14 protein-coding genes are annotated in these 14,675 nt (G+C 56.4%); 12 read left to right on the top strand and 2 right to left on the bottom strand.

Features of this window, described 5'->3' with window-relative positions; translation table 11 throughout:
* Positions 1–69: 69 nt before the first annotated feature.
* From ligA to A7P96_RS04095, 5 genes are all read left to right on the top strand, one after another.
* Positions 70–2,409, top strand: a complete 2,340-nt coding sequence (gene ligA, locus A7P96_RS04075) for an NAD-dependent DNA ligase LigA (RefSeq protein ID WP_067524950.1) — start codon at positions 70–72, stop codon at positions 2,407–2,409.
* A gap of 110 nt (positions 2,410–2,519) precedes the next feature.
* On the top strand, positions 2,520–3,035 hold the full coding sequence (locus A7P96_RS04080) for a ClbS/DfsB family four-helix bundle protein (protein WP_067524952.1): 516 nt from the start codon (positions 2,520–2,522) through the stop codon (positions 3,033–3,035).
* 224 nt (positions 3,036–3,259) lie between these two features.
* On the top strand, positions 3,260–3,913 hold the full coding sequence (gene cmk / locus A7P96_RS04085) for a (d)CMP kinase (RefSeq protein ID WP_067524954.1): 654 nt from the start codon (positions 3,260–3,262) through the stop codon (positions 3,911–3,913).
* 176 nt (positions 3,914–4,089) lie between these two features.
* Positions 4,090–5,766, top strand: a complete 1,677-nt coding sequence (gene rpsA, locus A7P96_RS04090; RefSeq protein ID WP_067524956.1) for a 30S ribosomal protein S1 — start codon at positions 4,090–4,092, stop codon at positions 5,764–5,766.
* A gap of 12 nt (positions 5,767–5,778) precedes the next feature.
* Positions 5,779–6,081 (top strand): integration host factor subunit beta, encoded by a 303-nt coding sequence (locus A7P96_RS04095; protein WP_067524958.1) that lies wholly within the window; start codon positions 5,779–5,781, stop codon positions 6,079–6,081.
* Positions 6,082–6,315: 234 nt separating this feature from the next.
* Here the strand turns inward: A7P96_RS04095 and A7P96_RS04100 are convergent, their stop codons facing one another.
* Positions 6,316–6,867 carry a nitroreductase family protein gene (locus A7P96_RS04100; protein WP_067524960.1) on the bottom strand — a complete coding sequence of 184 codons (552 nt, stop codon included), beginning with the start codon at positions 6,865–6,867 and terminating at the stop codon, positions 6,316–6,318.
* 161 nt (positions 6,868–7,028) lie between these two features.
* Here A7P96_RS04100 and A7P96_RS04105 point away from each other — a divergent pair, with 161 nt between their 5' ends.
* The 7 genes from A7P96_RS04105 (at position 7,029) to guaA (ending at position 12,431) form a co-directional block, all read left to right on the top strand.
* Positions 7,029–7,475, top strand: coding sequence for a peroxiredoxin (locus tag A7P96_RS04105; protein WP_067524962.1), 447 nt, complete (start codon positions 7,029–7,031; stop codon positions 7,473–7,475).
* 11 nt (positions 7,476–7,486) lie between these two features.
* On the top strand, positions 7,487–7,948 hold the full coding sequence (locus A7P96_RS04110) for a methylated-DNA--[protein]-cysteine S-methyltransferase (protein ID WP_067524964.1): 462 nt from the start codon (positions 7,487–7,489) through the stop codon (positions 7,946–7,948).
* On the top strand, positions 7,945–8,847 hold the full coding sequence (gene xerD, locus A7P96_RS04115) for a site-specific tyrosine recombinase XerD (RefSeq protein ID WP_231863631.1): 903 nt from the start codon (positions 7,945–7,947) through the stop codon (positions 8,845–8,847). Before A7P96_RS04110 ends, xerD begins: the two co-directional genes overlap by 4 nt.
* A gap of 129 nt (positions 8,848–8,976) precedes the next feature.
* A complete protein-coding gene (locus A7P96_RS04120; RefSeq protein WP_067524965.1) occupies positions 8,977–9,510 on the top strand; it encodes an RNA pyrophosphohydrolase in 534 nt (177 codons plus the stop codon).
* A complete protein-coding gene (trpC, locus tag A7P96_RS04125) occupies positions 9,510–10,301 on the top strand; it encodes an indole-3-glycerol phosphate synthase TrpC (RefSeq protein ID WP_067524967.1) in 792 nt (263 codons plus the stop codon). The genes A7P96_RS04120 and trpC overlap by 1 nt, the downstream gene beginning before the upstream one ends.
* Before the next feature lie 90 nt (positions 10,302–10,391).
* Complete coding sequence (locus tag A7P96_RS04130) at positions 10,392–10,745, top strand: hypothetical protein (RefSeq protein WP_067524969.1); 354 nt, start codon at positions 10,392–10,394, stop codon at positions 10,743–10,745.
* Between the two features lie 117 nt (positions 10,746–10,862).
* Positions 10,863–12,431, top strand: coding sequence for a glutamine-hydrolyzing GMP synthase (gene guaA / locus A7P96_RS04135; RefSeq protein ID WP_067524971.1), 1,569 nt, complete (start codon positions 10,863–10,865; stop codon positions 12,429–12,431).
* Between the two features lie 604 nt (positions 12,432–13,035).
* Here the strand turns inward: guaA and A7P96_RS04140 are convergent.
* Positions 13,036–14,664 carry a DUF4874 domain-containing protein gene (locus tag A7P96_RS04140; protein WP_082887905.1) on the bottom strand — a complete coding sequence of 543 codons (1,629 nt, stop codon included), beginning with the start codon at positions 14,662–14,664 and terminating at the stop codon, positions 13,036–13,038.
* Positions 14,665–14,675 lie beyond the last annotated feature (11 nt).

Consider the following 14,675-nt stretch of genomic DNA (forward strand, 5'->3'; position numbering starts at 1 on the left):
TTCAGGTAGCCTCTTCCCCTTGGGCGCGTGATAATATGCGCCGTTTTATTTTGTTTCCATTCCGCCGCCATGACCGCCCAACAACGTATCCAAGCCCTCACCCGCCAGCTCAACCGCTACGCCCACGAATACTACACTTTGGACGCGCCCAGCGTGCCCGATGCCGAATACGACCGGCTCTACCGCGAGCTGGAAGCCCTGGAAGCCGAATATCCGCAGTTCAGGCTGCCCGAAAGCCCCACGCAGCGGGTGGGCGGCGCGGTGCTGGACGGCTTTGAAACCGTGGTGCACGCCGTGCCGATGTTGTCGCTGAACAACGCGTTTTCGCCGCGCGACGACGAAACGGGCGCGTTCGACCACGCCGAATTTTTGGCGTTTGACGAGCGCGTGTGCAAGGAATTGGGCGTATCGCAGGTTGAATACGCCGCCGAGCCGAAGTTTGACGGGCTGGCCGTCAGCCTGCTGTATCAAAACTGCGTACTGGTGCAGGCGGCCACGCGCGGTGACGGCACCACGGGCGAAAACGTTACCGAAAACATCAAAACCGTGCGCAATATCCCGCTGAAACTGCACGGCGACACACTGCCCGAAACCATTGAAGTACGCGGCGAAGTACTGATGCTCAAAGCCGATTTTGCCGCGCTCAACGAGTGCCAATTTGAGGCTGGGCAGAAGCCCTTCGTCAACCCGCGCAATGCCGCCGCAGGCAGCCTGCGCCAGCTCGATTCCAAAATCACCGCGCAGCGCAAACTGCATTTTTTCGCGTACGGCATCGCCCAGCTTTCCGGCATCCAAAGGCTACCTGAAAGCCACATCGAAGAACTCGCGCTGCTGCACGAACTCGGCTTTTCGCTGCCCGAAGGCTATTTCGGCGCGTACACCGGCGCGGCGGCCGTGTTGCGCGAATACGAACGGCTGGCCGAACACCGCCCCCGCCTGCCGTATGAAATCGACGGCATGGTCGTCAAAGTGAACTCGTTGGACGAACAGCAACAACTCGGCTTCGTGTCGCGCGCGCCGCGTTGGGCGATTGCGCACAAATTCCCCGCCGAAGAAGCGCTCACCACCGTGGAAGCGATTGACGTGCAGGTCGGCCGCACCGGCGCGGTTACCCCCGTGGCACGGCTTGCGCCCGTGTTCGTGGGCAGCGTTACCGTGACCAACGCCACGCTGCACAACCAAGACGAAGTGGCGCGCAAAGACGTGCGCGTGGGCGACACCGTGGTCGTGCGCCGCGCAGGCGACGTGATTCCCGAAGTGGTGCGCGTGGTGTTGGAACGCCGCCCCATGCAGCCCGTTGATTTATTGGGCGAACAAATGGCAGCGAAGTACGAGCCGTTCAAACTGCCCGAAGCCTGCCCCGTATGCGGCAGCGCCGTCGAACGCGAAGCAGGCGAAGCCGTTGCCCGCTGCACCGGCGGCATGCTCTGCCAAGCCCAGCGCGCACAAGGGATTATCCACTTCGCCAGCCGCAAAGCCATGGACATCGCCGGGCTGGGCGACAAACAAATCGAAGCCCTCGTCGCCGCCGACGTATTGCACAGTTTTGCCGATATTTATCAACTGGATATCGCCAAACTGCAAACCATCAAAGACAGCAAATCCGCCGCCACCAAATGGGCGCAGAACATCTTGGACAGCATCGCCCAAAGCCGCACCCCGCCGTTCGCCCGCTTCCTGTTCGCCCTCGGCATCCGCCACGTCGGCGAAAGCACCGCCAAGCAACTCGCCGCCGCGTTCGGCAACCTCGACACCGTGCGCCGCGCCCCCGAACCCATACTCGCCTGTCTGCCCGACATCGGCAGCGTCGTCGCCCATGCCATCGCCCACTATTTCAGGCAGCCTGCACAGCAAAAAATGCTGGACGACCTATTGCAACACGTCGCCCCGCAAGCTGCCGCCCCGTCGCCCCAAACCCGCACCCACGCCGCCCCCGAACAATGGCTGCAACGCCTGCCAAACATCAAACTCAGCGAAAAACGCGCCACCGAACTCTGGCAACTCGCAGGCAGCCTGCACGCCCTGCAAACCGACCAAGCCCTGCCGCAAGAATGGCAAGACTGGCGCAAGCAGCCTGCACACGCCGCCTTGCTGCAAGAAATCATCACCTTCACCGAAGGGCTGCCTGAAAGCAGCGCGGACAACGTTTCAGGCAGCCTGCACCCCGAAGACAGCCCAATCGCCGGCAAAACCTTTGTCCTAACCGGCACCCTGCCCACCCTGAAACGCGACCAAGCCGCCGCCCTCATCGAAGCCGCTGGCGGCAAAGTGAGCGGCAGCGTGTCCAAAAAAACCGATTTCGTAGTGGCCGGCGAAGCCGCAGGCAGCAAACTGGAAAAAGCACAGGCGCTGGACGTGGCCGTGTTGAGCGAGGAAGAGTTGTTGGGAATGCTGGGGGGAGCGGATTAAAAGGCTACCTGAAAACCTGTTTTCTTATCTGCAACCCGCTTGGGCGCATGATGGTTTGGCTAAGTGATAACCCAAATTGCATACCCTCAAATCAACACAACGATAGCTCCATGAAAACCTACGCCAACGCCGCCGAACTGATTACGGCCATCCACACCGCACTAGACAAATACCTCGCTGAATTTGCCGACATTGCCGAAGCCGACAAACACTGCCGTGCCGTGCCCGACGGCAAAACTCCGGCTGAACATCTGGCCTACCAACTCGGTTGGACCAGCCTGTTGTTGCAATGGGAGCAAGACGAGCAGGCAGGCCAAACCATTCATATGCCCGCCGAAGACTACAAATGGAACGATTTGGGCGGGCTGTACCAGCAGTTTTACCGGCAATACGGCAGCCTCACGCTGCAAGAGGCGCAAGCCCAACCGCGCGGGCAGGTTGCCCAAATTTGCGAATGGCTGGAAACGCTTTCTGAACAGGAATTGTTTGGGTCCAACCAGCGCAGATGGGCAGATAACCAGGCAAAATGGCCGATCTGGAAATGGGTGCATATCAACACTGTTGCACCGTTTACCAACTTCCGCACACACATCCGCAAATGGAAAAAGCAGAATCTACATGGCTAGGCATGCATACCGTAGATGTGCACACCGTTTGAAATATTGCCCATGTGTATAAGTTCCATACCCTGTTAAAACAGCCTTAATAAGGCTACCTGAAAACCTGCTCCCTACAATTTGGCCGCCCCATTTTTCAGGTAGCCTTTCCCAACCACACACCCCTTATCTATGTCATCCCTGCCCCGCTCATCAGCAATCTCGGGTAAGATGACGTTTTTTCGGAGACAGCTATGCCGCAAAAAGTAATCGCAATCGACGGGCCGAGTGCCTCAGGCAAAGGTACGGTGGCGCAACGGGTGGCGGATGCCTTGGGCTGGCGTTATCTGGATTCGGGCGCACTTTACCGCATCACCGCGCTCTATGCGCGAAACCGCCAAATCGCTTGGGATAACGAAGCTGCGGTGACCACGCTGGCGCAGGCTTTGCCAGCGGAGTTTGTCGAGGGCGCGGTGCTGTTGGACGGGGAAGATGTTTCCGCCGCCATCCGCAGCGAGGAAATCGGCATGGGGGCATCACGGGTGGCGGCGCTGCCTGCGGTGCGTACAGCTTTGTTGCAGCGGCAGCGCGCGTTTCTAACCAAACGGGGGCTGGTGGCCGACGGGCGCGATATGGGCTCGGTGGTATTCCCCGATGCCGTGCTCAAGGTTTTCCTCACTGCTTCGCCGCAGGTGCGTGCCGAACGCCGCGCCAAACAAATCGGCGTACCACTTGCGAGCGCGGGTTTCGAGCGTATCTTGGCCGATATCGAAGCGCGCGACGAAGCCGACCGCAACCGCGCCGTTGCGCCGCTGCAAAAGCTGCCTGAAGCCCATCTGCTCGACACTTCGGCACTGACGATTGAAGAATCGGTAAAAAAAGTGCTTGATTGGTATCGGGAAAAATAAAGTTACTGTATAATGCCGTATTTTTAGCACACACGCTCTACAAGCAGATGTGCCGTATATTAAGAATTAATACTTATGCTTATGCTTATGCTTGCCACGCCAAGGGTGGCAAGCTCCGATCAACTCCAACCCTCCGCACTCCTTGGCCGTGCGTGGATTAAAGACAAAACCTTATTATGGAAAATTTTGCCCAGTTACTGGAAGAATACTCAGCCGTACAAGAAATGAATCAGGGCGAGGTAATTACCGCCGAAGTGGTGGCGATTACCGACAAACACGTTATCGTGAACGCCGGCCTGAAATCCGAATCCCTAATTGATTTGAACGAATTCAAAAACGTTCAAGGCGAACTGGAAGTTAAAGTAGGCGATTTCGTTACCGTAACCATAGAATCTGTAGAAAATGGCTTTGGCGAAACCAAGCTCTCTCGCGAAAAAGCCAAACGTGCTGCCGATTGGTTGGCTTTGGAAGAGGCCATGGAAAGCGGCGAGATTCTCTCAGGCGTGATCAACGGCAAGGTCAAAGGCGGCCTCACTGTGATGATCAACAGCATCCGTGCCTTCCTGCCCGGCTCTTTGGTAGATGTGCGCCCGGTGAAAGACACTTCTCACTTTGAAGGCAAAGAAGTTGAATTCAAAGTGATTAAGCTGGATAGAAAACGCAACAACATAGTGGTATCCCGCCGCGCTGTATTGGAAGAAACCCTGGGCGAAGAGCGCCAGGCCCTGCTGGAAAGCTTGCAGGAAGGCACCGTGGTGAAAGGTATCGTGAAGAACATTACCGACTACGGTGCATTCGTAGACTTGGGCGGTATCGACGGCCTGTTGCACATCACCGATTTAGCATGGCGCCGCGTAAAACACCCCAGCGAAGTGCTGGAAGTGGGCCAGGAAGTAGAAGCTAAAGTATTGAAATTTGACCAAGACCGCAGCCGCGTATCTTTGGGTATGAAACAGCTGGGTGAAGATCCCTGGAGCGGCCTCGCCCGCCGTTACCCTGCCCGCACCCGCCTGTTCGGCAAAGTGTCCAACCTCACCGATTACGGCGCGTTCGTTGAAATCGAACAGGGTATCGAAGGCTTGGTACACGTTTCCGAAATGGACTGGACCAACAAAAACGTTCACCCGAGCAAAGTGGTTCAGCTGGGCGACGAAGTAGAAGTGATGATTCTGGATATCGACGAAGACCGCCGCCGCATCAGCCTGGGCATGAAACAATGCCAGGCTAATCCGTGGGAAGAATTTGCCGCCAACTTCAACAAAGGCGACAAACTCACCGGCGCAGTTAAATCCATCACCGATTTCGGTATTTTTGTGGGCCTGCCCGGTAACATCGACGGCCTGGTACACCTCTCCGACCTTTCTTGGAGCGAAAGCGGCGAAGAAGCCGTACGTAAATACAAAAAAGGCGAGGATGTGGAAGCCGTTGTATTGTCTATCGATGTAGAGAAAGAACGCATCAGCTTGGGCATCAAACAGCTCGAAGGCGACCCCTTCGGCAGCTACATCAGCATCAACGACAAAGGCGCCTTGGTGAAAGGCACCGTGAAATCCGTTGAAGCCAAAGGTGCCGAAGTGCAGCTGGCCGATGAAGTGGTAGCCTACCTACCCGCTTCCGAATTCGACAGTGAGCGCGTGGAAGACTTAACCACCAAGCTTAAAGAAGGCGACGAAGTGGAAGCTGTCATCGTTACTGTAGACCGCAAAAACCGCAATATCAAGCTGTCAGTAAAAGCCCGCACTGCCAAAGAAAACCGCGAAGCGCTCAACACCGTGAACGCAGCGGCCAGCCATGCCGGCACCACCAGCCTGGGCGATTTGCTCAAGGCCAAGCTTGGCGGCGAAAATGAATAAGGATAGCACAAAATGACCAAATCAGAGTTGATGGGCCATCTGGCCGAGAAGTACCTGACTCAAGGACATTCCCGCCTAACTGTTAAGGATGTGGAGCAAAGCGTGAAAGTTTTGGTAGACGCCATGACCCGGGCACTGGCTCGTGGTCAGCGTATCGAGATTCGTGGGTTTGGCAGTTTCGACCTGAACCACCGTCCGGCACGTATCGGCCGCAACCCGAAAACCGGTGAGAAAGTAAACGTACCTGAAAAATACGTGCCACATTTCAAAGCCGGCAAGGAGTTGCGCGAACGCGTAGACCAAGCTGCCAAGTAAGATTGGCATTAAGCTGAATAATAAAAGGCTACCTGAAAATTTCAGGTAGCCTTTTTGTTGTTTGGACAATCCAGATAGTGCTACGCAACAGACTACCTGAAAGCTTCAGCTGCAACAAAGCTAAAGCCAAGTAACGGGCAGCTTGGGCTCCCACACATCAGCTGCAATTCCACGATAAGTTGGAACCATCTGCTCCCAGTAAAGAGTCGGCAAAAGGCTACCTGAAATTCTTAATTACCAACGGCTGACCAATCCGCTCAAATCCGTATTTTTCGGGCCGTCGGCCTCTTTCTGTGCCGTGCCGATCATCAGCAGGCCGATGATTTTGTCGTGTTCGCCACAGCCGAAGGCTTCGCGCAGTGCGGCGGTGTTGACCCACAGCCCGGTAATCCACACATTGTCGAAACCTTGCGCCTTGGCAGCCAGTTGGGCGGCATAGGCAGCGCAGCCGGCGCTAAGCATCTGTTCCCATTCCGGCTTCGGCTTGAGGCAGTCTAGCTTGGGCTTGGACACCACGCCGATCACCATCGGCGCCATCTGTCCCACCACTTCAGCCTTGCGCGCCGCTTCGCCGCCGATTTCTTCGGCACACTGCTGCAAAATATGGCGGAATGCCTGCCGGCCTGCTTCGCTTTGCACCACCACAAAATGCCACGGCGTGAGGTTGCCGTGGTCGGGCACTTGCGTGGCGGCCTGCAAAATAATTTCCAGCTGGGCATCGTTGGGCGCGGGTTCGGCAAGATGGCGCACCGAGCGACGGGTGGTAAGCAAATCGATTGCGTTCATGGGTTTAATCCTTAAAGTGTGCGTTGAAAACAAAACGCCGTGCTTATACCACACATTAAGGCTACCTGAAACACCCGCACTAATCCAATCCCAACTGCCCCCGATACCCACCCCGGTTTAACGCTATAATGCCAGTCGATTTCATCCCCTTAGGAGCCGCCATGAGCACCCATTACCTTTTCACCCTGCCCGACCAAAACGGCAACGATTTCGCTGCCGCCGACCACCTGCCGCTGGTGCTGTATTTCTACCCCAAAGACAGCACGCCCGGCTGTACCACCGAAGCGCAGGAATTCAGCGCGCTCTTGCCCGAATTTCAGGCGCTCGGTTTTCAGGTAGCCGGCGTATCGCGCGACAGCGTGGCCAGCCACCAGAAATTCGTGTGCAAATACGCGCTGGAAGTGCCGCTTTTGTCGGATAAGGACGAAACCGTGTGCCGCCTGTTTGATGTCATCAAAGAGAAAAACATGTATGGCAAAAAAGTGTTCGGCATCGAGCGCAGCACCTTCGTTTTGGATGCGCAAGGCCACATCTCGCGCGAATGGCGCAAAGTGAAAGCCGCCGGCCACGCCCGAGCCGTGCTCGACGCGCTGCGCGAAACGGCCTAGCGGACACCGCCATGCAATACTGCTACCAAGCCCCCTTCGGCACGCTGCTGTGCCGCCGGCACAACGGCCTGCCCGCCGAAATCCTGCTGCAGCACAGCGCTGCGCCCTTCCTGCCCGCACTGCCAAACGACACCCCGCTGGCACAATGGCTGGACAGCTACTTTTCAGGTAGCCCCGCCCCGCTGCCGCCGTTTGTGCCGCCCGTAGGCACGGCGTTTCAGCAGGCCGTATGGGCGCAGATTGCCCAGATTCCGTTCGGCGAAACCCGCAGCTACCAATGGATTGCGGGGCGCATCGGCAGCCACCCGCGCCCCGTGGGCGGCGCCTGCGGCAAAAACCCGCTGCCGCTCCTGATACCCTGCCACCGTGTACTCTCGGCCAACGGGCTGGGTGGCTTCAGCATGGGCGGCGATGCCGAACGCAGCCTAGCGGTGAAACGCTGGCTGCTCGCGCACGAAGGGGTAGTGTTGTGAACCCGGCCGAGCCGCTGCCCGCCGCCTGGCAAGAGCCCATCGAGCAAACGCTGGACGAGCTCTTCCTCACCCGCCGCCTCGCCGCCAACACCCTGGCCGGCTACCGGCGCGATTTGGAAAAAATCGCCCGCCGCCTGCACGCGCAAGGATTGGATTGGCAGCAGGCCGATGCCGACGCCTTGGCCGATGCCGTGTATGCCCCGGATGAAAAACCCGCTTCCCAAGCCCGCGCCCTCTCCGCCGTCAAACAGCTCTACGGCTTTTTGCAGCTACAAAACCGCTGCAGCGACAACCCCGCGCAACACCTGCGCCCGCCGCGCCAAGGCCGCGCCCTGCCGCCGCTGATCGGCGAAGCACAAATCGATGCGCTGTTGGCCGCGCCCGACACGGAAACCATCTTCGGCCTGCGCGACAAAGCCGTGCTGGAAACGCTGTATGCCACCGGCCTGCGCGTGTCCGAAGCCGCCCAAATGCAGCTGCAGGATTTAGATTTGCAGCGCGGCGTGGTTACCGTAATCGGCAAGGGCAACAAGCAGCGCATCGTACCGCTGGGCACCGAAGCCGTACATTGGCTGGAACGCTACCTGAAAACCGCGCGCGGCGAATTGCTCAAGCACACCCCGTGCGATTTCGTATTCGTGGGGCAAAAACGCAGCGGCATCAGCCGCCAATTGGTGTGGCAGATGGTGAAGCGCTACGCCGCAGAAGTCGGCATCAGCGAGCTCAGCCCGCACGGCCTGCGCCACGCCTTCGCCACCCATCTGGTAAACCACGGCGCCGACCTGCGCAGCGTGCAGATGATGCTCGGCCACGCCAGCCTGAACACCACGCAAATCTACACCCACGTGGCCAACGAGCGGCTCAAACAGCTGGTGGCGCAACACCATCCGCGGGGATAAACAAGATAGCGGATTCAAATGAAAATAGGGCAAGGCGGCAGGCTACCTGAAAGCTTTCAGGTAGCCTGCCGTGCCGTTTTGTGGGAAAATCCACACGTTTAAAATTATTCAAATTGGGCGAAAAATATTATGTTGGACAGAGAAGGTTATCGCCCCAATGTCGGCATCATCATCACCAACCAGCACAACGAAGTGTTCTGGGGCAAACGCGTGCAGGAGCATTCCTGGCAGTTTCCGCAGGGCGGCATCAAGCCCGGCGAAAGCCCCGAGGCCGCCATGTATCGCGAGCTGGCCGAAGAAGTGGGCCTTTTGCCGCACCACGTGAAAATCCTCGGCCGCACCCGCGACTGGCTGCGCTACGACGTGCCCGGCAACTGGGTGCGCCGCCAATGGCGCGGCGCGTATCGCGGGCAGAAACAGATTTGGTATTTGCTGCGGCTCACCGGCCGCGAAAGCGATGTGCACCTGCGCGCCAGCAGCCAGCCGGAATTCGACGCCTGGCGCTGGCACGACTATTGGGCGCCCATCGACGAAGTGATTGAATTCAAAAAAGACGTATACGCCAATGCCCTGCAGGAGCTTTCGCGCTTCCTGCACAATCTGGAAACCCTGGAGCAATTCAACCGGCGCCACGCCGCCCTGCCCGAAGAGCACACCCCCTGATGAGCAACATCCTCACCCGCATCCTCACCACCAAACAGCAAGAAGTGGCCGCCGCCCAAGCCGCCCTGCCCCTGGCCGAGCTGCGCGCCCGGGCCGCCGATATGCCGCCGCCGCGCGGTTTCGTGCAGGCCATGCGCGACCAACACAGCCAAGGCCGCACCGCGCTGATTGCCGAAATCAAAAAAGCCAGCCCCAGCAAGGGGCTGATCCGGCCAAACTTCCATCCCGAGCAGCTGGCGCGCGCCTACGAAGCCGCCGGTGCCGCCTGCCTTTCCGTGCTCACCGACGAACCCTACTTCCAAGGCTCGGCAGGCTACCTGAAAACCGCCCGCGCCGCCGTGTCGCTGCCCGTGTTGCGCAAAGACTTTATGGTAAGCGCTTATCAAATCCACCAATCCCGCGCCATGGGCGCCGACGCCGTGCTGCTGATTGCCGCCGCGCTCAGCCAAACCCAACTGGAAGAATTTGAAGGCATCGCCCACGAGTTAGGCATGGCCGTGTTGCTGGAGCTGCACCACGCCGATGAATTGGAAAAATGCCGCCGCCTCACCACCCCGCTGCGCGGCGTGAACAACCGCAACTTGCGCACCTTTGAAGTGAGCCTGCAGCAAACGCTGGATTTGCTGCCCGAAATCGCCGTCGAAGGCCGCATCGTGATTACCGAAAGCGGCATCCGCAGCCGCGAAGACGTGCAATTCATGCGCAGCCACGGCGTGCACAGCTTCCTAATCAGCGAAACCTTCATGTGTGCCGACGATGTGGGCGCGGAAGTGAAAAAACTGTTTGCTTGAGTTTTCAGGTAGCCTGCCATGATGGTGAGGCTACCTGAAAACACTATCCCAATGCTTCGTTTGGCTTTTTTTCTCACGTAAGGAGTAGGCATGAAACGTTTAGCGATGATATTGGCCCTGCTACCTCTGGTCGCTGCTGCCCAGCCCACCATCCAGCAATGCCGACAGATTAACCACGACAGTATCGAAGTCATGACTTACCTGTTCGCCTGTGCCGACAACGACAATTTCGCGCTTCCCAAAGCCGCCGAGCAGCAAGCCGACAAACTGATGCAGCTGAGCAAACCATGTTTCAACCGCGACCAAGAAGCATGGTGGCGGCAAAACGGTGCGCAAGTGGAAGCTGAGCGCGCCCGTTATGACATCGGCGCCGATACAGACACGGCGGCAGTGTGCCGACAGCGCTGCACACACATTCAGCGCATCCTACGGCGCTACCGTTAAGCCGACCAACCTGCCGCACTTAATCCCCATATTTCAGGTAGCCTGAACTTCCGCCCAAAGCGTACAGAGGCTACCTGAAACCAGAAATCCTATCCCAATCCACACAGAGATACCGATATGACCAGCCCCGACAAAATCCTCATCCTCGACTTCGGTTCGCAAGTGACCCAGCTCATCGCCCGCCGTGTACGCGAAGCGCATGTGTATTGCGAACTGCACCCCTACGACATGCCGCTGGCCGACATCAAAGCCTTCAACCCGAAAGGCATCATCCTTTCCGGCGGCCCCAATTCCGTGTACGACAGCGAATATCAGGCCGACACGGGGCTGTTCGATTTGGGCGTGCCCGTGCTCGGCATCTGCTACGGCATGCAGTTTATGGCGCACCACTTGGGCGGCGAAGTGCAGGCCGGCAACCAGCGCGAATTCGGTTATGCGCAAGTACAAACGCAAGACAGCGCGCTCACCAGCGGCATTCACGACGGCGCACCGAACATCTTGGACGTGTGGATGAGCCACGGCGACAAAGTGTGCAGGCTGCCTGAAAACTTCCGCACCATCGGCAGCACACCCTCCTGCCCCATCGCCATGATGGAAAACGCCGAACGCCGCTTCTACGGCATCCAATTCCACCCCGAAGTGACCCACACCAAACAAGGCCACGCCCTCATCAACCGCTTCGTGCTCGACATCTGCGGCGCACAGCCCAGCTGGACCATGCCGAACTACATCGACGAAGCCGTGGCCAAAATCCGCGAACAAGTCGGTAGCGACGAAGTGATTTTGGGCTTGTCCGGCGGTGTGGATTCCTCCGTGGCCGCCGCGCTCATCCACCGCGCCATCGGCGACCAGCTCACCTGCGTCTTCGTCGATCACGGCCTGCTGCGCCTGAACGAGGCCGAAAACGTGATGAAAATGTTTGCTAACAACTTGGGCGTGCGCGTAATCCATGTGGACGCGAGCAAGCAGTTTATGGCAAAACTCGCCGGCATTACCGACCCCGAGCAGAAGCGTAAAATTATCGGCGCCAAATTTATCGGAGTGTTTCAGCAGGAAGCTGCCAATCTGAAAAACGTCAAATGGCTGGCGCAAGGCACGATTTATCCCGACGTGATCGAATCCGCCGGCGCGAAAACCAAAAAAGCCCATGCCATCAAATCGCACCACAATGTGGGCGGGCTACCTGAGAACATGAAGCTGAAACTGCTCGAACCGCTGCGTGATTTATTCAAAGACGAAGTGCGCGAACTGGGCGTGGCGCTCGGCCTGCCGCGCGAAATGGTATACCGCCACCCCTTCCCCGGCCCCGGCTTGGGCGTGCGGATTCTGGGCGAAGTAAAACGCGAATATGCCGACCTGCTGCGCCAAGCAGACGATATTTTCATTCAGGAACTGCACAACCACAAAGACGAAAACGGCACATCTTGGTACGACCTCACCAGCCAAGCATTTGCCGTGTTCTTGCCTGTGAAATCCGTGGGTGTGATGGGAGACGGGCGGACGTATGACCATGTAGTCGCCCTGCGCGCCGTCATTACCAGCGACTTCATGACCGCGCACTGGGCGGAACTGCCCTATTCGCTGCTGAGTAAAGTGTCCAACCGCATCATCAACGAAATGCGCGGCATCAACCGCGTGGTGTACGACATCAGCGGCAAACCGCCTGCCACGATCGAGTGGGAATAAGCCGGAATTGAAACACAACGCAACAAAGCTCTGCCGAATGGCAGGGCTTTGTTTTGATGGAGAAGGCCACCTGAAAATTTAAAACATAAAGCTCTGCTGTCTACCACCTGATCCGTATCATTGTAATGTGCCGACCAGCGGATGTCTGCGCCGTCTGCTTACGGAATCAGCACCGCTTCCTGCTTAAAACGCGGGGGGGTATACAGCAAAATCCATCCACCGCCTGTACACTCGGGTAGTCTTCCTGAACGGTTTGCAGACTGCTGCGAATGCCGCCGTTGACCAACTCGGCGGCCAATTGCTTCTGCATGGGGTAAGCAGTTTGATTTACTGTTCGATTTCGGCTTGGCGGCGATGACTAGAATAGTGAGTGGGAAACAAGAACAGAGTAGCGATTGCGCCGAGGCAGAAGGCGGCAAAGTTTTTTGGGGAACATGGCCGTATCTCGATAGATTGGGTATTTGATTATGGTATTTATGCTTTCAGGTAGCCTGTCGCGCGGGAAGGCTACTTGAAAATCTAACCCTGTTGTTCCTGTTCATCATAAACAGGCAACAGGGAAACTTCAAAACGGAAGTTTCCCTGCTGTGTTGGCCAAATTAGCTTAGATTGACAACAGCCATTTCAGTGCGAGGCCGGTGCGGAATGGGCCTTCCGGTGCTTTTTGTGCATTGGCATCATCGGCATTGGCAAATTGCAGCGGATGCGGACCAGAATAATTGGCGTCTTCTGTATCAATCAGCAGAATCGGCACTTTTCCATTCAGCTGGCTCTTCAAGAAACTGCCACGGAAGCTTTGCGCAGTACCGGGTTGCACTGAGAATCTGTTGTTCAACAAGATTTTTTGGCCATTTACCACAAGATAGAGTTTATAACCCCAATCAGATGCATTAGCCCAGCCTCGGTTGGCGATTTTTGCCGACCAGTGAACGATATTACTGTTTTGCTGGTCAACATAGGCACTGAGTTCTTCCACTACATAACGGTAGCCCATTCTCTTACGGACTTCTGTCATGCAGGAGCCGGATTCCCAATTACCGATAAAGGTTTTGTGGTAGTCGTAGTTCAGATACGACACATGGTATTCGGCGCCTTCCCTCAAAATATCAGCACAGCTCGTACGTGCTCCTGCCAGCGGTTCGCAGGTTTCACCGCCAAATATCTGGTGTATGCTGTTGTCGCGTGCAAAGCTGCGCAACTCTTCTGGCGAGCGCCCGCTGCCGCGTGGGTAATAGGTGCCCACATCGTCTTTGCTGGCCATAAAACAGTCGTTATGCATACCTAGGGAAGCGGCACCATGAGGCAGACTGCTGTTATTGCGGAAGTTCATCAAATCGCCTGGATAACGCAACTGAAGCTTGGCATAAATGCCGTTATTGTTGGCATTCAGCAGAGCCTTAATTACCTCGGCTTTATTCTGGTCTGTATTCAAATTATTGGCAGAGGAATGCCATTCACCCCATGCGCCAATGAACCCCGCCTGCCATACGAAAATGTTGTCACGGTTTTTAGCCAAAATCGGACGCAATTGCGCGATATGGCGACGAACCTGCGCCAGATTGGTATCTTGCCCGGCTGCTGTGTAGTCGTATGAGAAACGCAAGATGGCATTAACATTTTTCATTTTGGATAAACCCTGATCCAGTGCATTTAAATACGACTGGGGCAAATCCTGATTCCGCCATTGGGATAAATCTGCCGGCATATACATCAGGTGGTAGCCTGCGCGATGGGCATCTTCCAAGTCGGCATCGGTAATTTGGGAAGGGTCTTTACCATAACGGTAAAAACCACGCCCGTAGCCAGGCACATCACCAACTGCTTCCTTCAAGAAGACGGTTTTAATGTTGTTATTTCCATTATTATCATTCCTGTTATTGTTATTGGCATTATTAGCAACATTATTTCCAGAATTGTTGCCATTAGTAATTCTGGGGTTGCCATTGCCATTTCCATTACTATTACCCGTACCTACACTAATATTTTGATTCCGTGGAGAGTTTCCTATTCCCGGTATGTCCAGATTAGTCGTACCCTCATTTTGCTTTGCCACAGGTTGAGTTATCTTCTGGTTTGAGTCAGTATTACCGGATGCATCGAGTTCGTCTTTTTTGCAGGCTGATAAGGCCAAAGCACAAACCAAAATTGAAAGTAACTTTTTATTCATGTTATTCATGATGACGATTTCCCGAAATCTTTGCAATAAAGCGTCTACTGCTAAAATTAATGCCATAAAACTTAGTA

The organism is Eikenella sp. NML03-A-027 (assembly GCF_001648395.1).
Taxonomy (GTDB): Bacteria; Pseudomonadota; Gammaproteobacteria; order Burkholderiales; family Neisseriaceae; genus Eikenella; species Eikenella exigua.

Bases quoted from the DNA above. Each gene is read 5' to 3' on its own strand.
- trpC (WP_067524967.1), top strand. From the start codon at position 9,510: ATGAGCAACATCCTCACCCGCATCCTCACCACCAAACAGCAAGAAGTG.
- A7P96_RS04100 (WP_067524960.1), bottom strand. From the start codon at position 6,867: ATGAACGCAATCGATTTGCTTACCACCCGTCGCTCGGTGCGCCATCTT.
- A7P96_RS04095 (WP_067524958.1), top strand. From the start codon at position 5,779: ATGACCAAATCAGAGTTGATGGGCCATCTGGCCGAGAAGTACCTGACT.
- ligA (WP_067524950.1), top strand. From the start codon at position 70: ATGACCGCCCAACAACGTATCCAAGCCCTCACCCGCCAGCTCAACCGC.
- A7P96_RS04105 (WP_067524962.1), top strand. From the start codon at position 7,029: ATGAGCACCCATTACCTTTTCACCCTGCCCGACCAAAACGGCAACGAT.
- guaA (WP_067524971.1), top strand. From the start codon at position 10,863: ATGACCAGCCCCGACAAAATCCTCATCCTCGACTTCGGTTCGCAAGTG.
- A7P96_RS04120 (WP_067524965.1), top strand. From the start codon at position 8,977: ATGTTGGACAGAGAAGGTTATCGCCCCAATGTCGGCATCATCATCACC.
- A7P96_RS04080 (WP_067524952.1), top strand. From the start codon at position 2,520: ATGAAAACCTACGCCAACGCCGCCGAACTGATTACGGCCATCCACACC.
- A7P96_RS04110 (WP_067524964.1), top strand. From the start codon at position 7,487: ATGCAATACTGCTACCAAGCCCCCTTCGGCACGCTGCTGTGCCGCCGG.
- cmk (WP_067524954.1), top strand. From the start codon at position 3,260: ATGCCGCAAAAAGTAATCGCAATCGACGGGCCGAGTGCCTCAGGCAAA.
- rpsA (WP_067524956.1), top strand. From the start codon at position 4,090: ATGGAAAATTTTGCCCAGTTACTGGAAGAATACTCAGCCGTACAAGAA.
- A7P96_RS04130 (WP_067524969.1), top strand. From the start codon at position 10,392: ATGAAACGTTTAGCGATGATATTGGCCCTGCTACCTCTGGTCGCTGCT.
- A7P96_RS04140 (WP_082887905.1), bottom strand. From the start codon at position 14,664: ATGGCATTAATTTTAGCAGTAGACGCTTTATTGCAAAGATTTCGGGAA.